Origin of the sequence: Acidovorax sp. WCS2018Noco2-16 (assembly GCF_031843945.1) — a bacterium.
Lineage (GTDB): Bacteria > Pseudomonadota > Gammaproteobacteria > Burkholderiales > Burkholderiaceae_C > Paracidovorax.
Genome location: NZ_JAVTJJ010000002.1, coordinates 171,016 through 189,773, shown reverse-complemented (window position 1 = coordinate 189,773; position 18,758 = coordinate 171,016). Strand labels below are relative to the sequence as shown.

23 protein-coding genes and 1 tRNA gene are annotated in these 18,758 nt (G+C 63.8%); 21 read left to right on the top strand and 3 right to left on the bottom strand.

What is annotated here, in order from left to right; all coding sequences use genetic code 11:
* The first annotated feature begins 197 nt into the window (after positions 1 to 197).
* From galE to tatC, 11 genes are all read left to right on the top strand, one after another.
* Entirely contained in the window at positions 198 to 1,211 is a 1,014-nt protein-coding gene (gene galE, locus RQI28_RS06300; RefSeq protein ID WP_311221758.1) for a UDP-glucose 4-epimerase GalE, read from the top strand.
* A gap of 102 nt (positions 1,212 to 1,313) precedes the next feature.
* Positions 1,314 to 2,198 carry a D-hexose-6-phosphate mutarotase gene (locus RQI28_RS06295; protein ID WP_311221757.1) on the top strand — a complete coding sequence of 295 codons (885 nt, stop codon included), beginning with the start codon at positions 1,314 to 1,316 and terminating at the stop codon, positions 2,196 to 2,198.
* 47 nt (positions 2,199 to 2,245) lie between these two features.
* Positions 2,246 to 3,025, top strand: coding sequence for an imidazole glycerol phosphate synthase subunit HisF (hisF, locus tag RQI28_RS06290; protein ID WP_311221756.1), 780 nt, complete (start codon positions 2,246 to 2,248; stop codon positions 3,023 to 3,025).
* A 127-nt stretch (positions 3,026 to 3,152) separates the two neighbouring features.
* Positions 3,153 to 3,542 (top strand): phosphoribosyl-AMP cyclohydrolase, encoded by a 390-nt coding sequence (gene hisI / locus RQI28_RS06285; RefSeq protein WP_311221755.1) that lies wholly within the window; start codon positions 3,153 to 3,155, stop codon positions 3,540 to 3,542.
* 5 nt (positions 3,543 to 3,547) lie between these two features.
* The gene (locus tag RQI28_RS06280) at positions 3,548 to 3,961 is read left to right on the top strand and encodes a phosphoribosyl-ATP diphosphatase (protein ID WP_311221754.1); all 414 of its coding nucleotides are present in this window, start codon (positions 3,548 to 3,550) and stop codon (positions 3,959 to 3,961) included.
* Positions 3,958 to 4,344, top strand: a complete 387-nt coding sequence (locus tag RQI28_RS06275) for a hypothetical protein (RefSeq protein WP_311221753.1) — start codon at positions 3,958 to 3,960, stop codon at positions 4,342 to 4,344. Before RQI28_RS06280 ends, RQI28_RS06275 begins: the two co-directional genes overlap by 4 nt.
* Positions 4,337 to 5,362: a patatin-like phospholipase family protein gene (locus tag RQI28_RS06270; RefSeq protein ID WP_311221752.1), complete on the top strand. Its 1,026-nt coding sequence runs from the start codon at positions 4,337 to 4,339 to the stop codon at positions 5,360 to 5,362. Before RQI28_RS06275 ends, RQI28_RS06270 begins: the two co-directional genes overlap by 8 nt.
* A gap of 30 nt (positions 5,363 to 5,392) precedes the next feature.
* A complete protein-coding gene (locus tag RQI28_RS06265; RefSeq protein WP_311221751.1) occupies positions 5,393 to 5,749 on the top strand; it encodes a histidine triad nucleotide-binding protein in 357 nt (118 codons plus the stop codon).
* A 119-nt stretch (positions 5,750 to 5,868) separates the two neighbouring features.
* On the top strand, positions 5,869 to 6,114 hold the full coding sequence (tatA, locus tag RQI28_RS06260) for a Sec-independent protein translocase subunit TatA (protein WP_311221750.1): 246 nt from the start codon (positions 5,869 to 5,871) through the stop codon (positions 6,112 to 6,114).
* 66 nt (positions 6,115 to 6,180) lie between these two features.
* Positions 6,181 to 6,666: a Sec-independent protein translocase protein TatB gene (gene tatB, locus RQI28_RS06255; protein ID WP_311221749.1), complete on the top strand. Its 486-nt coding sequence runs from the start codon at positions 6,181 to 6,183 to the stop codon at positions 6,664 to 6,666.
* Between the two features lie 69 nt (positions 6,667 to 6,735).
* On the top strand, positions 6,736 to 7,524 hold the full coding sequence (tatC, locus tag RQI28_RS06250; RefSeq protein WP_311221748.1) for a twin-arginine translocase subunit TatC: 789 nt from the start codon (positions 6,736 to 6,738) through the stop codon (positions 7,522 to 7,524).
* Positions 7,525 to 7,635: 111 nt separating this feature from the next.
* Here tatC and RQI28_RS06245 read toward each other — a convergent pair whose 3' ends face one another.
* On the bottom strand, positions 7,636 to 8,775 hold the full coding sequence (locus RQI28_RS06245) for a trypsin-like peptidase domain-containing protein (RefSeq protein ID WP_311221747.1): 1,140 nt from the start codon (positions 8,773 to 8,775) through the stop codon (positions 7,636 to 7,638).
* A gap of 368 nt (positions 8,776 to 9,143) precedes the next feature.
* Between RQI28_RS06245 and RQI28_RS06240 the strand changes: the two genes are divergently transcribed.
* The 3 genes from RQI28_RS06240 to pdxA all read left to right on the top strand — a co-directional run bounded on the left by RQI28_RS06240 (position 9,144) and on the right by pdxA (position 12,441).
* Complete coding sequence (locus tag RQI28_RS06240) at positions 9,144 to 10,469, top strand: MFS transporter (protein ID WP_311221746.1); 1,326 nt, start codon at positions 9,144 to 9,146, stop codon at positions 10,467 to 10,469.
* Positions 10,470 to 10,504: 35 nt separating this feature from the next.
* Entirely contained in the window at positions 10,505 to 11,272 is a 768-nt protein-coding gene (locus tag RQI28_RS06235) for a Nif3-like dinuclear metal center hexameric protein (RefSeq protein ID WP_311221745.1), read from the top strand.
* A 101-nt stretch (positions 11,273 to 11,373) separates the two neighbouring features.
* Positions 11,374 to 12,441 carry a 4-hydroxythreonine-4-phosphate dehydrogenase PdxA gene (gene pdxA / locus RQI28_RS06230; protein ID WP_311221744.1) on the top strand — a complete coding sequence of 356 codons (1,068 nt, stop codon included), beginning with the start codon at positions 11,374 to 11,376 and terminating at the stop codon, positions 12,439 to 12,441.
* A gap of 55 nt (positions 12,442 to 12,496) precedes the next feature.
* Here the strand turns inward: pdxA and mscL are convergent, their stop codons facing one another.
* The gene (mscL, locus tag RQI28_RS06225; protein WP_311221743.1) at positions 12,497 to 12,934 is read right to left on the bottom strand and encodes a large conductance mechanosensitive channel protein MscL; all 438 of its coding nucleotides are present in this window, start codon (positions 12,932 to 12,934) and stop codon (positions 12,497 to 12,499) included.
* 135 nt (positions 12,935 to 13,069) lie between these two features.
* Between mscL and petA the strand changes: the two genes are divergently transcribed.
* The 6 genes from petA (at position 13,070) to RQI28_RS06195 (ending at position 17,324) form a co-directional block, all read left to right on the top strand.
* The gene (petA, locus tag RQI28_RS06220) at positions 13,070 to 13,669 is read left to right on the top strand and encodes a ubiquinol-cytochrome c reductase iron-sulfur subunit (RefSeq protein ID WP_311221742.1); all 600 of its coding nucleotides are present in this window, start codon (positions 13,070 to 13,072) and stop codon (positions 13,667 to 13,669) included.
* A 10-nt stretch (positions 13,670 to 13,679) separates the two neighbouring features.
* The gene (locus RQI28_RS06215; protein ID WP_311221741.1) at positions 13,680 to 15,098 is read left to right on the top strand and encodes a cytochrome bc complex cytochrome b subunit; all 1,419 of its coding nucleotides are present in this window, start codon (positions 13,680 to 13,682) and stop codon (positions 15,096 to 15,098) included.
* 30 nt (positions 15,099 to 15,128) lie between these two features.
* Complete coding sequence (locus RQI28_RS06210) at positions 15,129 to 15,884, top strand: cytochrome c1 (protein ID WP_311221740.1); 756 nt, start codon at positions 15,129 to 15,131, stop codon at positions 15,882 to 15,884.
* A gap of 95 nt (positions 15,885 to 15,979) precedes the next feature.
* A complete protein-coding gene (locus tag RQI28_RS06205; protein ID WP_311221739.1) occupies positions 15,980 to 16,591 on the top strand; it encodes a glutathione S-transferase N-terminal domain-containing protein in 612 nt (203 codons plus the stop codon).
* Positions 16,592 to 16,629: 38 nt separating this feature from the next.
* Complete coding sequence (locus RQI28_RS06200) at positions 16,630 to 17,166, top strand: ClpXP protease specificity-enhancing factor (RefSeq protein ID WP_311222058.1); 537 nt, start codon at positions 16,630 to 16,632, stop codon at positions 17,164 to 17,166.
* An 82-nt stretch (positions 17,167 to 17,248) separates the two neighbouring features.
* Positions 17,249 to 17,324: transfer RNA gene (locus tag RQI28_RS06195), tRNA-Thr, on the top strand.
* A 48-nt stretch (positions 17,325 to 17,372) separates the two neighbouring features.
* On the opposite strand, the gene RQI28_RS06190 is transcribed toward RQI28_RS06195, so the two are convergent.
* Positions 17,373 to 17,672: a hypothetical protein gene (locus tag RQI28_RS06190; protein WP_311221738.1), complete on the bottom strand. Its 300-nt coding sequence runs from the start codon at positions 17,670 to 17,672 to the stop codon at positions 17,373 to 17,375.
* A 32-nt stretch (positions 17,673 to 17,704) separates the two neighbouring features.
* Here RQI28_RS06190 and RQI28_RS06185 point away from each other — a divergent pair, with 32 nt between their 5' ends.
* Positions 17,705 to 18,685, top strand: a complete 981-nt coding sequence (locus tag RQI28_RS06185) for a M23 family metallopeptidase (RefSeq protein WP_311221737.1) — start codon at positions 17,705 to 17,707, stop codon at positions 18,683 to 18,685.
* Positions 18,686 to 18,758 lie beyond the last annotated feature (73 nt).

The following is an 18,758-nucleotide window of genomic DNA, read 5'->3' as shown; positions in this document are numbered from 1 at the left end:
GAAGACAATGTTACAAGCGGAGTCGATTTGTTTCAATTATTTGGTTTGGGAGACAGTTGTTCACATTGGCCTTTCATTTGCTGAGTTCATCGTAGATGTGGTTACGCGCTTATGCCAGTGATTGAATCGGCTACACAATGGGTGCAAACAGCGGCCGCGGCGACGCCTGCCGGACGTATTCCACCAGGAGAAACACCTTGATTCTTGTTACAGGAGGCGCAGGCTTCATTGGCTCACACACCTGTGTGGCCCTGGCTGCGGCACAAATGCCGTTCGTGATCCTCGACAACTTTTCCAATAGTCGGTACTCGGTGTTGGATCGGCTGGAGCGCATCACCGGATATAAACCTTTTTGCATAGATTCCGATGTGCGGGACGGCGCTAGACTGGAGCAGGTCATTCGCGAGCACCGCATCGACGCGGTGGTGCACTTTGCGGCGCTGAAGTCAGTGGGCGAATCGGTCAGGGAACCGTTGCGCTATTACGACAACAACGTCTCCGGCACGGTCACGTTGCTGCAGGCGATGAAGGCCGCACAGGTGCGCACGCTGGTGTTCTCTTCGTCCGCCACGGTGTATGGCGAGCCGGCATCGCTGCCGATTCGCGAAGACTTCCCGCTGTCCGCCACCAACCCCTATGGCTCGACCAAGCTGATGATGGAACAGGTGCTGGCCGATGTAGACCATGCCGAGCCGGGGCAGTGGCGCATCGCCCGGCTGCGGTATTTCAACCCCGTAGGCGCGCATGAAAGCGGCCTCATCGGCGAAGATCCGCGCGACGTGCCCAACAACCTGCTGCCCTATGTGGCGCAGGTGGCCGCGGGCCTGCGCCCGGCGCTCAGTGTGTATGGCGACGACTACGCCACCCCCGACGGCACCGGCGTGCGCGACTACATCCACGTGAGCGACCTGGCGGACGGGCACGTCGCCGCGCTACGCTACCTGCGTGAGCACCCCGGGTTGCTGACGGTGAACCTGGGAACGGGCCAGCCGGTGTCGGTGCTCGAGATGGTGCGCGGGTTTGAAAAGGCCAGCGGCCGGCCGGTGCCCTACCAAGTGGTGGCCCGACGCCCGGGCGACGTGGCGCAGTGTTGGGCCGACCCGGCGCGGGCCGAGCAATTATTGGGCTGGCGCGCTCGCCACGGGTTGGACCGCATGTGCCAGGATGCGTGGCGGTGGCAGGACGGCACAGCGCGCATGCTGGCTGACTGATCGCCGGCGGGCCGTCTGCAGTTTGCCGGCCCTGCTGATGCGGGCCGTGCAGTGCCGCAGGGGCGGCGCGATTGCCATGGGCACGGCTTCTACAATCCGCCTATGTCCGCTGCCCCTCCATCGTCCACGCCCACCGTGCGTGAAATCTCGTTCGAAGACCAGCCGGCCCTGCAACTCAGCTTGCCCTCGGGCGATGCGGTTGTGGTGGCATTGCAAGGCGCTCAGGTGCTTTCCTGGAAGCCTGCAGACGGTGTCGAGCGTCTCTATCTGAGCCCGCGCAGCATCTTCGACGGCCAGTCGGCGATTCGCGGTGGCATACCGGTGTGCTTTCCCCAGTTCAACCAGCGCGGCCCGCTGGTCAAGCATGGCTTTGCGCGCAACCTTCCGTGGCAGCTGGATACGGGCGCAACGCCAGATGCCCAGCACGCCGCCGCTGGCGTGACGGCCGTTCTGGCGCTGCACGACTCTCCGCAGACCCGTGAATGGTGGCCCCATGGCTTCACTGCCCGCCTGTCCGTCACACTGACCGAAGGTGGCTTGCGTGCCGAACTGGCCGTGCAGAACACGGGCGATTCCGCCTGGGACTTCACCGTTGCACTGCACTCGTATCTGGCCGTGGACAATATCGCGCAGACAAGGCTGGAGGGCCTGGACGGCTGCGCGCGCTGGGATTCCGTCGCCGATGTGCACCATGTGCAGCAAGGCGCTGTGACCTTCGACGATGAGTACGATTGCGTGTTCGGCGCCCCGCAGGGTCCGCTGCACCTGCATGGCGGCGCAACCCGGCAGCTTGTCATCCAGCAAAGCCCGTCCTGCGACAACACCGTGGTGTGGAACCCCGGCGCCGAGCTGTGCGCACGGCTGGCCGATATGCCCGATGACGGCTTTCGCCACATGCTGTGCGTGGAAGCCGCCCGCATCGACGCGCCCATCACGCTCACCCGCGGCGCGCAGTGGGTGGGCTGGCAACAACTGCAATTGCCTTGACGGGCGCATCCAGCCCGTCGTTTCCCTTTTCGAACCTTCAAAAGATCATGCTTGCCAAACGCATCATTCCCTGCCTTGACGTGACCGGAGGCCGCGTGGTCAAGGGCGTCAATTTTCTCGAACTGCGCGATGCCGGCGACCCGGTCGAAATCGCCGCCCGCTACAACGCGCAGGGCGCAGACGAGTTGACGTTTCTCGACATCACCGCTACCAGCGACGCCCGCGACCTGATCCTGCCGATCATCGAAGCCGTGGCCAGCCAGGTGTTCATTCCTCTGACGGTGGGCGGCGGCGTGCGCACGGTCGAAGACGTGCGGCGGCTGCTCAACGCGGGCGCAGACAAGACCAGCTTCAATTCCGCCGCGCTGGCCAACCCAGACGTGATCAACGCCGCGTCGGACAAGTACGGCGCGCAGTGCATCGTCGTGGCCATCGACGCTAAGCGGCGCCAGGGCGACGACGTGGCCGCGCGCGGCGAAGGCTGGGACGTGTACAGCCATGGCGGGCGCAAGAATACCGGCCTGGATGCCGTGCAGTGGGCCACCGAGATGGCGCGGCGCGGCGCTGGCGAGATCCTGCTGACCAGCATGGACCGCGACGGCACCAAGTCCGGATTCGATCTGCAGCTGACGCGCGCCGTGAGCGACGCCGTCAGCGTGCCGGTGATCGCGTCGGGCGGCGTGGGCAACCTCGACCACTTGGCCGACGGTGTGCAGCAGGGTGGGGCGGATGCGGTGCTGGCCGCAAGCATCTTCCACTACGGCGAATACACCGTGGGCGAGGCCAAGGCGCGCATGGCCGAGCGCGGCGTGCCAGTGCGGCTGTAACACGCGGCGGCCTAGGGTTTGAATGAAATCGGCCTCTAGCGCTTATCCATCAAGCGCGAACAGCTATAAATTCAATAGCAATCAAGTAAAAATGCTGCAATGCAGCAATTCAATGGACAATGGCAGCATGAAGTGGCTTGACGACGTGAAGTGGGATGCGCAGGGCCTGGTGCCCGTGATCGCGCAAGAGGCGAGCAGCGGCGACGTGCTGATGTTCGCGTGGATGAACCGCGACGCGCTGGCGCGTACGGCCGAGCTGGGTCGGGCTGTGTATTTCAGCCGCTCGCGCAACAAACTCTGGCACAAGGGCGAAGAGTCGGGCCATGTGCAGACGGTGCATGAAATTCGCCTCGACTGCGACAACGATGTCGTGCTGCTCAAGGTCACCCAACTCGGGCACGAGCCCGGCATTGCCTGCCATACCGGTCGCCACAGCTGCTTTTTCAGCGTGCTGAAAGACGGCGCCTGGGCGGCCGTCGAGCCAGTCTTGAAAGACCCTGAGTCCATCTACAAGTAAGCGCCATGTCTTCCACTGATTCCACCGTCCTCCCAGTGCCCGCCTCGCACGACGCGCTGGCCCGCCTGGCCGCCGTGATCGAGAGCCGCAAGCCGGCCCAGGGCGGCGAGCCCGACAAGAGCTACGTCGCCCGGCTGCTGCACAAAGGCCCGGATGCCTTTTTGAAGAAGATCGGCGAAGAAGCGACCGAGGTGGTGATGGCCGCGAAAGACGCCGACCACGGCGGCGACGCGAAAAAGATCGTCTATGAGGTGGCCGACCTCTGGTTTCACTCCATGGTGGCGCTGGCGCACTATGGCTTCACCCCGGCCGATGTGGTGGCCGAACTCGAACGCCGCGAAGGCACCAGCGGCATCGAGGAAAAGTCCCTGCGCAAAGCCGAAGATCGCGCAACAACCGACGACAAAGGATCGACATGAACAACGACGTCATCGACGTGGAACCGAACCAGCGCGCCGAATCGCTCAAGACGGTCGGCTGGATCAGCTATGTGCTGCACCTGATCGTCGCCGTGGCGGCCGTGCTGCCCAGCGCGCAGCCCAGCATCGTGCTGCTGCTGATCGCGCTGGTGCTTGATCTGGTCAAGCGCGATGACGCGCAGGGCACCTGGCAGGCGAGCCATTTTTCATGGCGCATTCGCAGCGTGATCTGGGCGGGTGTGCTGTATGTGGTCACCGCCCCGCTGTGGCTGCTGTTCTTCATTCCGGGCTGGATCGCCTGGATCGTGATTTCGCTCTGGTTTCTCTACCGCATCCTGCGCGGCATGGTGGCCATGAGCCAGAACAAGGCCGTCGGTGGCTGAAGCGCCCCGGCCGCAACGGCTGAACCTGGCGCTGCAAGGCGGCGGGTCGCACGGCGCGCTCACCTGGGGCGTGCTCGACGCCTTGCTGGAAGACGGCCGCTTTGCCATCGACGGCGTCAGCGGCACCAGCGCCGGCGCCATGAACGCGGTGGCCATGGCACATGGTTTCGCGCAGGCTGCGCACCAGCACCCTGGCGATGCGCACGAGGCGCACCAAGCCGGTTGCGAGCTGGCACGCGCTGCGCTCTCTCGGTTCTGGGAAGGCGTGGGTACGCTGGGCAGCATGATGCTGGGCACGCCGTTGTCGGGCGCGAATCCGCTGATGGGCATGGTCACGCAGTGGCTGTCGCCCTATCAGACCAATCCGCTGGGCATCAACCCGCTGCGCCGGCTGCTGGAGCGCGAAGTGGATTTCGATCTGCTCAGCGCTGCGGGCGCGCTCAAGGTATTCGTCTGCGCCACCAATGTGCGCACCGGGCGCGGCGAAATCTTCTCGGGCAAGCGCCTGAGCGCTGACGCGGTGATGGCATCGGCCTGCCTGCCGCTCTTGTTCAAGGCCGTGGAGATCGACGGTGAGCATTATTGGGACGGCGGCTTTTCCGGCAACCCGGCGCTGCACCCGCTGATCTACAAGACCGAATGCTCCGACGTGCTGCTGGTGCAGATCAATCCCATCGAGCACACCACGGTGCCCGGGAACGCGGCCGACATCATGGAACGCATGAACGAGGTGACCTTCAACGCCAGCCTGCTGGCGGAGATGCGCGCCATCGAATTCGTGCGCCGGCTGCTGGCCGAAGGCAAGCTCGACGAGCGCCGTTACCGCAGCGTGCGCATGCACCGCATCGACGGCGGCTCGATACTGGCCGGCTACGGCGCGTCCAGCAAGTCGCGCGCCGACCTGCCGTTCGTGCGCGAACTTTTCGCGTTGGGCCGCACGGAAGGCCAGCGCTGGCTGGAGGCGCACAGCGCCGACATCGGCGTGCGACCCACCGTCAACATCGCCGACAATGCCTGAACATTTCGCATCGCTTTCGCCCTAGCTCTCATGCACGATCCCGACTGCCTTTTCTGCAAGATCATTGCCGGCCAGATTCCGTCCCGCAAGGTGTATGAGGACGAAGAAATCTTTGCCTTCCACGACATCCATCCGTGGGCGCCGGTGCACTTTCTGATGGTGCCCAAGGAGCACGTGCACTCTATGGCGGGCTTGAGCGACGCGCACGCGGGCGTGCTCGGGCGCATGATGACTCTGGCGCCCCGGCTGGCGCTGGAGCAAGGCTGCAACCCGTACCCTGCAGGCGGCTTTCGCATCGTGGTCAACACGGGCGACGAAGGCGGTCAGGAGATCCACCACCTGCATGTGCACGTAATGGGTGGGCCACGTCCCTGGTTGAAGGGCTAAGCCTTGCTGAGCCGCAGGCTCGCCACTGCGGCGTGCGGCCGGCCGAGAGGTTGCAAGGGGTATCGCCGGCCCGGCAGGTCCCCCGTCTAAAATGGTTCGCAATTCGTTAGGAGATTCTCATGGGTTCGTTTTCCATCTGGCATTGGCTCATCGTTCTGCTCATCGTGGTGATGGTGTTCGGCACCAAGAAGCTCAAGAACATGGGCTCCGATCTGGGCGGCGCGGTCAAAGGTTTCAAGGACGGCATGAAGGACGGCTCCGCCGACGGCACGCCTCCCGGCACCGTGCCCCCACCTGGCCAGGTAGGCACCCACGCGGCAGCCGACAAGACCACGATCGACGTGGAAGCCAAGCAAAAAAGCTGATGGGCGCCGGTTGTGCCGCTGCTTGCCTGCAGTCTTCGGGCCTGCGCCTGCTGAGTAGTCGTATCCATGATTGATATTGGCCTGTCCAAGATGGCGCTGATCGGTGCGGTGGCGCTCATCGTCATCGGCCCCGAAAAGCTGCCCCGCGTGGCGCGCACCGTCGGAACGCTGCTGGGCAAGGCCCAGCGCTATGTGGCCGACGTGAAGTCCGAAGTAAACCGGTCGATGGAGCTGGACGAGCTGCGCAAGATGAAGGACACGGTGGAGACCGCCGCGCGCGACGTCCACCAGTCCGTGCACACCAGTGCCACCGACTTCCAGAAAGACTGGGATTCATCCATTGGCGGGGCCGATGCGTCGGCCTCCGGCGCCTCATCCGAGTCTTCGTTCGACTACGGCGCGGTGGTGCCCGCCTATAAAAACCCGGGCAAGAACTGGCGCCTCAAACGCGGCGCCACGCCGCAGTGGTACAAGTCGCGCGCCGGCGTGCGCACCAAGGCCCAGTCGGGCGCTGCGCGCGTGGCCCGTTTCAGGCCGCAAAAATTCCATTGACGGCCGCTGTGTAAGCCCTGCCCGGGCTTTTGCCGCGGGCGCGCAGCCAGTCCGCATACTTTCCCCACCATGTCCGATATCCCCACCAAAGAAGACGAGCTTGCGGGCACCGAGCAGCCGTTCGTGCAGCACCTCATGGAGCTGCGCGACCGCCTGGTCAAGGCGCTGATCGCCGTCGGCATCGCCGCCGGCGTGCTGTTCTTCTATCCCGGCCCCGGCCCGCTCTACGACCTGCTGGCCGCGCCGCTGGTGGCCCACCTGCCCGCAGGAGCCACGCTGATCGCCACCTCGGTGATCTCTCCGTTCATGGTGCCGCTCAAGATCCTGCTGATGTCGGCCTTTTTGATAGCGCTGCCGGTGGTGCTGTGGCAGGCCTGGTCGTTTGTCGCGCCGGGCCTTTATTCACACGAAAAGAAGCTGGTGCTGCCGCTGGTGGTGTCCAGCACGCTGCTGTTCTTCATCGGCGTGGCGTTCTGTTACTTCTTCGTGTTCGGCCAGGTGTTCGCGTTCATCCAGAGCTTCGCTCCCAAGAGCATCACCGCCGCACCAGACATCGAGGCCTATCTCAGCTTCGTGATCACCATGTTCCTGGCTTTCGGTCTGGCGTTCGAGGTGCCCATCGTCGTGATCGTGCTGGCGCGCATGGGCATCGTCAGCGTCGAAAAGCTCAAGGCCTTCCGTGGCTACTTCATCGTGCTGGCGTTCGTCATCGCTGCGGTAGTCACCCCGCCCGACGTGGTGTCGCAACTGGCACTGGCCGTGCCCATGTGCCTGTTGTACGAGGTCGGGATCTGGGCCGCACAAATATTCATCCGCCACACCGCTGCGCCGGAAGACGTTCAAGAACCTACCGCCTGACCTGCCCGCTGGACCCGTCATGGGGTTGGGTTAGATACAAAAATAGCTGCTAGCGCTTGTCTATCAAGCGCGAGCAGCTATTTTTTTGATAGCGCCTGAATTGTGGGCTATTTAGCGCCTCTGCGGCCGGGGTCGGGTGCCGGGCACCACCTGCACCTCCACCCGCGTATCGCCGCGTTGCAGCGAGAACGGCGCCGACGTGCCGGGCCGCAGCGCCGCCACGGCGGTGAGCAGGGCTGACACGCTGTGCGTGGGTTTGCCGTCCACTTCCACGATCACGTCCCCCGGGCGCACGCCGGCCTGGGCAGCGGGGCCGGCCTGCAGCACGCCGGTGATGATCACGCCCTCGGTGGCCTTCACGCCGAAGGTAGCGGCGAGTTCGGGCGACAGCTCGTTGGGCTCCACGCCGATCCAGCCACGCGTGACCTGGCCGTCCTTGACGATGCCGTCCAGCACCAGCTTGGCGGTAGACACCGGAATGGCGAAGCCGATCCCCATGCTGCCCCCGGAGCGCGAGTAGATCGCCGTGTTGATGCCCATCAGGTTGCCGTTCACGTCCACCAGCGCGCCGCCCGAATTGCCCGGGTTGATGGCCGCGTCGGTCTGGATGAAATTCTCGAAGATGTTGATGCCTAGCTGGCTGCGGCCGAGCGCCGAGATGATGCCGCTGGTCACGGTCTGGCCCACGCCGAACGGGTTGCCGATGGCCAGCACTTGGTCGCCTACCGCCAACTGGTCGGACTGGCCCAGCACGATGACCGGCAGCTTGTCCAGGTCGATCTTCAGCACGGCCAAGTCGGTGTCGGGGTCGGTGCCGATCACCCTGGCGCGGGCGCGGCGGTTGTCGGTCAGCGTCACCTCGATCTCGTCGGCGCCTTCCACCACATGGTTGTTGGTCAGGATGTAGCCGTCGGTGCTGATGATCACGCCGCTGCCCAGGCCGGTCTGTGCCTGTTGCGCTGCCTGGTCACCGAAGAAGAACTGAAACCACGGGTCGTTGCTGCGTGGGTTGCGCACGGCCTTGCTGGTGTTGATGCTGACCACCGCCGGGGCCGCTCTGCGCGCCGCGCCGCTGAAGCTGCCCGCCGCCGGCGGTGCATCGGGCGTAGCAGGCGCCTCGATCAGCGAGATGCCGGCGCTGGTGCGTGTGGCACCGCCCCGGATCCAGCTGGGCTGCAAAGTGGCGACGACGAAATAGGCGGCGACAAAAACCGTCACGGCCTGAGAAAACAGCAGCCAGAAGCGCTTCATGGTGGAGCAAAAAAGGGAAAGGAAAAAAGGAGGCACCAGCCGCCCGGCGGGGCGCGACAGAGTGCAGCAACGTGCCATTGTCGCCCTTTTGCCGAGTGGCCGGCCTTGGCGAGCCGACCTTGGGCAGCACAGGGTCGCATCGGGACGGTGTCTTATTTGGCTAAGGGCAAACCCTTAAAATGTGGCCGACTGTAACGGCTTCCTCGTTCTCCGCGCCCCGGCCCATCCGCCCAGGGGCCGCGCTTAGCGCCCAAGCAACCCCACCCGGATCGCCTGCCGAACGATGGCCGCTCGCCCACCGCGCGCGGCCTGCGCCGCCGTCTGCTTTTTTGCCTCTTTTTTCTGCCAAGCCTTTCCGGAGCGCAACCATGACCACGACCACACAGGCGCCGTCCCCGGCCGACGCCGCGTCCCGCCGCCCGCTGAATCGAAGCGACTACAAGACCCTGGGCCTGTCCGCGCTCGGCGGCACGCTGGAGTTTTACGACTTCGTCGTCTACGTATTCTTCGCCAACGTGCTGGGCACGCTGTTCTTTCCGGCCGACATGCCCGACTGGCTGCGCCAGCTGCAGACGCTGGGCATCTTCGCGGCCGGCTACCTGGCTCGGCCCGTGGGCGGCATCGTCATCGCCCACTTCGGCGACATCCTGGGCCGCAAGCGCATGTTCACGCTGTCGATCTTCCTGATGGCGGTGCCCACGCTGGTCATCGGCCTGCTGCCCACGTACGCCACCATCGGCATTGCTGCGCCGCTGCTGCTGCTGGCCATGCGCGTGCTGCAAGGCGCGGCCATCGGCGGCGAAATGCCGGGCGCCTGGGTCTTCGTGGCCGAGCACGTGCCGCAGCGCCATTACGGTTTCGCGGTGGGCACGCTGACGGCAGGCATCACCGGCGGCATCCTGCTGGGCTCGTTGATCGCCATGGCGCTGAACACCTGGTACAGCGCGGCCGAGATCAACGCCTATGCCTGGCGCATTCCGTTCATCCTGGGCGGGGTGTTCGGGCTGGTGTCGGTTTACCTGCGCCGCTTCTTGGAAGAAACACCCATCTTCCAGGAACTGGCCGAGCGCAAGAAAATCGCGCGCGAACTGCCTGTCAAGACCATCCTGCGCGAACACCGCCCGGCCATTCTGCTGGTGGCGCTGATGACCTGGGTGCTGTCCACCGCCGTCGTGGTGGTGGTGCTGTTCACGCCAGCCTACTTGCAGAAGGTGTTCGGCATTCCGGCGGCCCTGGCGCTGAAGGCCAACGTGTTCGCCACGCTGGCGCTGACCATCGGCTGCGCCGTGGTGGGCTGGGCGTCCGACCGCATCGGCACGCGCGCAGTCATGCTGATCGGCTGGGGTGGCCTCGCCGTCACCTCGTACCTGTTCTACATGGGGCTGCCGGGCACGCCCGAGTCGCTGATGTGGACCTACGCGCTGGTGGGCTTCTTCGTCGGCACCATCTCCATGCTGCCCATCGTGGGCGTGCGCGCGTTCCCGCCCGAGGTGCGGTTTTCGGGCCTTTCGTTCTCGTACAACATGGCCTACGCGGTGTTTGGCGGCATGACGCCCATCCTCATCGGCTTCTGGCAGAAGTACGACGTGATGGCCCCGGCGCATTACGTGGCCGCCATGGGCGTGCTGGGTTTTGCCATCGGCTTCTGGCCGCTGGCGTCGCGCGGCTGGCAGCCGGCCCCTCAGCGGGCTTGAGCAATTGGGCAGTGCGGGGCTGAGACAATCGGCCAATGACGACGACCCCCACCTCGCGAGACCAATTGCTGGACGCCTTCGACGCCCTGTTGCAGCCCCAGCGCTTCAAGGACTATGGGCCCAACGGCCTGCAGGTCGAAGGCCGCGCCGATGTGCGCCGCATCGTGAGCGGCGTGACCGCCAGCCGCGCGCTGATCGACGCGGCCATCGAGCAGCGGGCCGACGCGATCTTCGTGCACCACGGCCTGTTCTGGCGCGGCCAGGACGGGCGCGTGACCGGCTGGATGAAGCAGCGCCTGCAGCGCCTGCTGGCCCACGACATCAACCTTTTCGCCTATCACCTGCCGCTGGACGCGCACCCTGAACTGGGCAACAACGCGCAGTTGGGCCAGCGGCTGGGCTGGCAGGCCGACGGCCGCTTCGGCGAGCAGGATCTGGGCTGCATTGCGGCTGCCGCGTATGACGACGCCCAGGCGCTGGCGCGGCATGTGGAAGCCGTGCTGGGCCGCAGCGTCACCCTGGTAGCGCCCGCACCGGCCGACGCCCGGCCCATCCGCCGCGTGGCCTGGTGCACCGGCGGCGCGCAGGGCTACTTCGAGTCCGCCATGGCAGCTGGTGCCGACGCGTTCATCACCGGCGAAATCTCCGAGCCCCAGGCGCATCTGGCGCGCGAGTGCGGCGTTGCCTTTCTGGCGGCCGGGCACCACGCCACCGAGCGCTACGGCGCGCCGGCGGTCGCCGCGCACGTGGCGGCGCAGTTGTCGCTGGAACATGTGTTCATCGACATCGACAACCCGGCTTGACGGATCAGAGGATATTTGCTATTAAAATAATAGCTGCTTGCGCTTGATAGATAAGCGCTAGAGGCCGATTTGGCTTGTATTTCTCCATCTTCTGGATTTGCATGACGCACCCTTTGTCACTGGCCCCGCTGGCGCCGTTGGCCATCACGCAAGGCGACGCCGCCGGCATCGGCCCCGAGATCATCGCCAAGGCGTTCCGCGACGCGCCTGATCTGTTGCGCGGCTGTTTCGTGGTGGGCGACGTGGCGGTGCTGCGCCGCGCCGCCGGCTGCATCGCCCGCGCGGGCGACACGTCGCTGCCGATTGCGCGCATCGCCTCTGTCGCAGAAGTCGCTGCCATGCCGCCGCGCTGCCTGCCGGTGCTGTCCTTGCCTGGCCTGCCAGAGCAGCCGCCGGCGTTCGGCCGCATCGACGCCGCCGCTGGCCGAGCCGCCGCCGACTGCGTGATCTGGGCCACCCAGGCAGCGCTGCGTGGCGAGGTGGCGGCGCTCGTCACCGCGCCGCTGCACAAAGAGGCGCTGGCAACGGCCGGCATCGCATTTCCGGGCCACACCGAACTGCTGCAGGCCGAAGCCGCGCGCCATGCCGGCGTGGCGCTGGCCGACATGCCGGTGCGCATGATGCTGGCCAGCGACGAGCTGCGTACCGTGCTGGTCAGCATTCACGTGTCGCTGCGCGATGCGCTCGACGCCGTCACGGTGCCCAACGTGCTGGGCGCGCTGCGCATCACCCACGCTGCGTTGGCTCGCAGCCTGGGCCGCGCGCCGCGCATCGGCGTGGCGGGGCTCAACCCGCACGCAGGGGAGGGTGGTCTGTTCGGCCGCGAGGAAATCGACGTCATCGTGCCGGCCCTGCAGGCCGCGCGGGCCGAGGGCATCGACGCACACGGCCCTTACGCGCCCGACACCGTCTTCATGCGTGCGCGCAGCACTCCGCAGCGGGCGGGTGAATTCGACGTGGTGCTGGCCATGTACCACGACCAGGGGCTGATCCCGGTGAAGTACCTGGGCGTGGACAAGGGCGTGAACGTGACGCTGGGCCTGCCGCTGGTGCGCACCAGCCCGGACCACGGCACGGCGTTCGACATCGCTGGCCAAGGGGTGGCCGATGCGTCAAGCCTGATCGAGGCGGTGCGCATGGCGCGGCAGCTGTCGTCCTTATCGGACTGAAAACACCAAAGGCCCGCAGGCGGGCCCTTGGTGGCGGAGATCACTAGCGAAACGCTCAGCGCGGGCGGTTCAGGCTGTCGCGGATCTCGCGCAGCAGCACGATGTCTTCGGCCGGTGCTGCGGGTGCGGCGGGCGCTGCCTCAGGGGCTTGGCGCTTGAGGCGGTTAATCTGCTTGACCATCATGAAAATGATGAAAGCCAGAATCGCGAAATTCACGGCAACGGTTATGAAATTACCGTAAGCCAGCACTGGCACACCGGCTTTCTTCAAGGCGTCCAGCGTATTGGCGGTGCCTGGCGGAATGGCGCCCAGCACCAGATACAGATTGGAAAAATCGAGCCGGCCAAATACCAGTCCGACGACCGGCATGATCAGGTCGCTGACTACTGAATCGACGATCTTGCCGAAGGCGCCGCCGATGATGACGCCCACGGCCAGATCTATCACATTGCCTTTGACCGCAAACTCCTTGAATTCTTGTGCAATGCCCATTTCCCCACTCCTTTGATATAGATGAAAACACTGAAGTATCTACTGCCATAGAGGGGTGTCCCCCAATGCAATAACCATATTGCCTCCGCTACAATTTTCGAGTTGATCCCATAAGCGAAGTAGATCGAGGACCCCATGAGTGAAACTCCAATCGACTCCAGCAAACGGACATGGCTGATCGCGTCCGGCTGCGCTGGCGCGGTGGGCGGTGTGGCGACTGCCGTGCCTTTTGTCAGCACCTTCCAGCCCTCCGAACGCGCCAAGGCCGCAGGTGCGGCTGTCGAGGTCGATATCTCCGCGTTGAAACCGGGCGAAAAGCTCACCGTGGAGTGGCGTGGCAAGCCGGTCTGGATCGTCAAGCGCACGCCTGAGCAGCTGGCAACGCTGCCTGGGCTCGATGGGCAACTGGCCGATCCCAAGTCCGAACGCAAGCCGGACGAACTGACGCCGGAATACGCACGCAACGAAGCCCGTTCCATCAAGCCCGAAGTGCTGGTGGCGGTGGGCATCTGCTCGCACCTGGGCTGCTCGCCTTCCGACAAGTTCGTGCTCGGCGCGCAGCCTTCGCTGCCCGACGACTGGAAGGGCGGCTTCCTCTGCCCCTGCCACGGATCGACCTTCGACATGGCGGGCCGCGTCTTCAAGAACAAGCCCGCGCCGGACAACCTCGAAGTCCCCCCCCACATGTACCTGTCGGAGACCACGCTCCTGATCGGTGAAGACAAGAAAGCCTGAGGAACAACCCATGGCTTACCGCGAATTCAAGGACATCTCACCCAACGCGTCCACCGGCGCGAAGGCCGCCAACTGGCTGGAGAACCGCTTTCCGACGGCGTTCGACGCCTACCGCGTTCACATGTCGGAGTACTACGCTCCGAAGAACTTCAACTTCTGGTACATCTTCGGCTCGCTCGCCCTGCTGGTGCTGGTGATCCAGATCGTCACCGGCATCTTCCTGGTAATGCACTACAAGCCCGACGCTGCCAAGGCGTTCGAGTCGGTCGAATACATCATGCGCGACGTGCCCTGGGGCTGGCTCATCCGCTACATGCATTCCACGGGGGCATCGGCGTTCTTCGTCGTGGTCTATCTGCACATGTTCCGCGGGCTGCTGTACGGCTCTTACCGCAAGCCGCGCGAACTCGTCTGGATCTTCGGCTGTGCCATCTTCCTGGCGCTGATGGCCGAGGCCTTCATGGGCTACCTGCTGCCCTGGGGCCAGATGTCGTACTGGGGTGCCCAGGTGATCGTCAACCTGTTCGCCGCCATTCCGTTCGTCGGCCCTGACTTGGCACTGCTGATCCGCGGCGACTATGTGGTGGGCGACGCCACGCTGAACCGCTTCTTCAGCTTTCACGTGATCGCCGTGCCGCTGGTGTTGCTGGGTCTGGTGGTGGCCCACTTGCTGGCACTGCACGATGTGGGCTCCAACAACCCTGACGGTATCGAGATCAAGGGGCCGAACGCACCGAAGGACGAACACGGTCATCCGGCCGACGGCATTCCGTTCCACCCGTACTACACGGTGCACGACATCTTCGGCGTGTGCGTGTTTCTCTTCATCTTCTCGGCGGTAGTGTTCTTCGCGCCCGAGTTCGGTGGCTACTTCCTCGAATACAACAACTTCATTCCAGCCGATCCGCTCAAGACGCCTGCGCACATTGCGCCTGTGTGGTACTTCACACCGTTTTATTCGATGCTGCGCGCCATCACCAGCGAGATGATGTATGCACTCATCGGCTGCGTGGTGCTGGCTGTCGGGCTGGCGGTAGTCAAGGGGCGGTTGCCGGCTTTCATCAAGGCCGGGCTGGCCGTGGTGGCTGCGGTGGCCATCGTGCTGATGCTGTCCATCGACGCCAAGTTCTGGGGCGTGGTGGTGATGGGCGGTGCTGTCATCATCCTGTTCTTCCTGCCCTGGCTGGACATGAGCCCGGTCAAGTCGATTCGCTACCGTCCCGACTGGCACAAGTACCTCTATGGCATCTTCGTGATCAACTTCGTCGCACTGGCGTATCTTGGCGTGCAGCCGCCTTCGGCGATTGGCGAACGGGTCTCGCAAATCGGAACGTTGTTTTACTTCGGCTTTTTCCTGCTGATGCCCTGGTGGAGCCGCCTGGGTACACCGAAGCCCGTGCCCGACCGCGTGACCTTCACGCCGCATTGAGCGCGCACCGAGCTGCAAGAAAGCATTGCCATGAAAAAAATCATCCTCACGCTGATCGCTGCCCTGGGCATTGCCACAGGCGTGCACGCTGCCGAAGGCGGCATCGCCTGGGACAAGGCGCCCAACCGCACCAACGACACGGCTTCGGTGCAAAACGGCGCCAAACTGTTTGTCAACTACTGCCTCAGCTGCCATTCCGCAGCCTTCATGCGCTTTAACCGCCTGCAGGACATCGGCCTGACCGAGCAGCAGATCAAGGACAACCTGCTTTTCACCACCGACCGGGTGGGCGAGACCATGAAGGCGTCGATCGATCCGCGTCAGGCCAAGGAGTGGTTTGGCGGCAATCCCCCCGACCTCACGGTGATCGCACGGTCGCGCGCAGGCCACGGTGGCACAGGGGCAGACTATCTCTACACCTTCCTGCGCACTTTCTACCGTGACGAAACCAAAGCGACGGGCTGGAACAATCTGGCATTCCCGAGCGTAGGCATGCCCCATGTCCTGTGGCAATTGCAGGGTGATCGCCGCCCGGTTTTTGAAGAGCAGCAGAGCCATGGCCACACCATTCAGGTGTTCAAAGGATGGGAACAGGTAACGGCTGGTACCATCTCGCCCCTGCAATACGACCAAGCGGTAGGCGATCTCGTCAACTACCTGCAGTGGATGGGTGAGCCAGCGCAAAATACGCGGGTTCGCGTGGGCGTCTGGGTGCTGATCTTCCTGGGCGTTTTCACGGTCATTGCCTGGAGGCTCAACGCAGCCTTCTGGAAAGACGTCAAGTAACCGCTAGACTCTTTGCCGCGCTTTCGGGCGCGGTCGAGCTTTTACAGAGTGGGCGCAATAGCGCCCACTCTTTTGATTTTTAGGAGCCTCTCACCATGATGGTGCTTTATTCGGGTACGACCTGCCCCTTCTCCCATCGCTGCCGTTTCGTTCTGTTCGAGAAGGGAATGGACTTCGAAATTCGCGATGTGGACCTGTACAACAAGCCCGAAGACATCAACGTGATGAACCCCTACGGCCAGGTCCCCATCCTGGTCGAGCGCGATCTCATCCTGTACGAGTCGAACATCATCAATGAGTACATCGATGAGCGCTTCCCTCATCCTCAACTGATGCCTGGTGACCCGGTCGACCGCGCACGCGTTCGCCTCTTTTTGCTCAACTTCGAGAAGGAACTGTTCATTCACGTGAACATTCTGGAGTCGCGCGCTACCAAGGGCAACGAAAAGGCATTGGAAAAAGCGCGCGCGCACATCCGTGATCGCCTGACCCAACTGGCCCCCGTCTTCCTGAAGAACAAGTACATGCTGGGCGAAAACTTCTCCATGCTGGACGTGGCCATCGCCCCCCTGCTGTGGCGCCTGGACTACTATGGCATCGACCTCAGCAAGAACGCTGCGCCGCTGCTCAAGTACGCCGAGCGCATCTTCTCGCGCCCCGCTTACATCGAAGCGCTCACGCCCTCCGAAAAGGTCATGCGCAAGTAATCTCGTTCGCTGTTGCCCCTCTTTTTCACGTTGCCATGATGAATGCCCAGGACTCCACTTCCACGCGCCCCTATCTGATACGGGCGCTTTACGAGTGGTGCACCGACAATGGCTTGACGCCCTATGTGGCGGTGCGCGTGGACGAGTCCGTCCAGGTGCCCCGCGAATATGTGAAGGACGGTGAAATCGTGCTGAACATCAGCTATGACGCCACCAGTTCCCTGCAATTGGGCAATGACTTCATCGAGTTCAAGGCGCGCTTTGGCGGCAAGCCCCGTGACATCATGGTGCCGGTGGGCCGAGTGATCGCCATCTACGCACGTGAAAACGGGCAGGGCATGGCGTTTCCACCGCCGGTGGATGCGTTGGTGGAAGGCGGCGGCATAGGCTCGGTGCTGTCCTCTATGCCAACCGCCATGCCCGATGCAGCTGCTGAAGAGTCTTCAGGAGACCGGGTGGTGCAATTGGTGCAGCCCGACCCAGCAGGCAGTGCAACACCAGAAGATAGAGATCCACCGCGGCCACAGCCGCCTGCCGGAGGCGGGGCTCGCCCTGCGCTCAAGCGCGTCAAATAAGCGCTAAGACAACGCTGGCAGGCCGAAAAGCTTGCTGGTGTTTACTTTTGCACCCTGCGCGAGCGGCTAGAATGCAGCCTTCGCCGATTTAGCTCAGTTGGTAGAGCAACCGCCTTGTAAGCGGTAGGTCGTCAGTTCGATTCCGACAATCGGCACCATATTTTTGCCATTTCTCCAACCGCCCATTCAAACGCCCTTTCCGGGGTTCAGGTTTGAATTTTCAGGCGGATGGAGTTAACCTCCCACCCCCGGCTGCGTAGATGCGCTTCGAAGGCAGGCAGCAGCTGCCTTATCTTTGCGGCAGCTGAATTGCTGCGTACCAGCAGGCACCACGACGTTCCGTCGATGGGGCCGGCCTGCAAGGTGGGGCGCAGTGTGGGCGGTATCAGTTTTTCAATGGCCCGCAGCCGTTCGCTGGAATCCCGCGTCAGCGCTGTCAGCATGGACAGCGTGGGGGATTCCTGTGTGGCTTGTTGCAACGTGATGGCTTGGTGGCGACGGGTCATGGCATGGCGCTGGCTAGCGCGGAGACTCAATAGTGCATGTGATTATTACGGACGCCCGACTGGCGCGCAGCCGGGCCATTCACCTGTCGGGAACCCGGCTGGTGCTGGTGGGTTTGTTGATGTCATTGATCCTCATGGTCTTGACAGCGTCTTTTTACCACTGGTTCTTTGTCAAAGGTGCGCGTACGGAATGGTCCGCTGCAGGCGCCATGTCCCCTGCTTCAGAGCCGGGCAGCGCTGAAGAGCGTGATCGTTTCATGCGGGCCAACCTGGACGCCATGGCCCGCAAAGTCGGTGAGATGCAGGCCAGGGTCATGCAACTGGAGTCTTTGGGCGACCGAGTCATGGGTCTGGCAGGTATGCCCCCCGTGAGCGCCAGCAAGCCTCCGGGCCAGGGGGGAGCGCTGATCTCCGGACGATCTCTCGATATGGCGGAGTTGCAGGCCACATTGGATGATCTTGCCAAGTTGACCGACCAGCGCGTCGACATCATGACCGTGGTGGAGTCGCGGCTTTTCGATCAACGCATTCGCAAGCATATGGTTCCCACTCAGCAGCCTGTGCTGGATCGGCTGGCTGGATCTTCTTTCGGTTGGCGCATCGATCCCATGACGGGCCAGTCGGCGTTGCACACAGGTCTGGATTTTCCGGCCGACCCCGGCACGCCCATTCTGGCGGCGGCAGGTGGGGTCGTTGTGACGCAGGAGTACCACCCCGCCTACGGCAACATGATCGAGGTCGACCATGGAAACCAGCTCGTCACCCGGTATGCCCATGCCTCAAAAACCTGGGTCAAGCGGGGTGATCTGGTGCGGCGCGGCCAGAAGATCGCTGACGTCGGATCGACCGGCCGTTCCACCGGGCCGCATCTGCATTTCGAGGTGCTGGTGCAGGGTGTGCCGCAAGATCCGCAGAAATTCTTGCTCGCTGGCGCAGACAGCGCAGCGCAGCGCGTGGCGGCCGCTACCCCCGCCGAAGGCAGCGCTGGTCGCAGGCCTCTGGCGGGCAGGTAAAATCGTCGATCCGGACGTCTGCCGCCTGGTTTGCAATCACTTGCAAATGGGGGGCGGGACCTCATCTGAACCT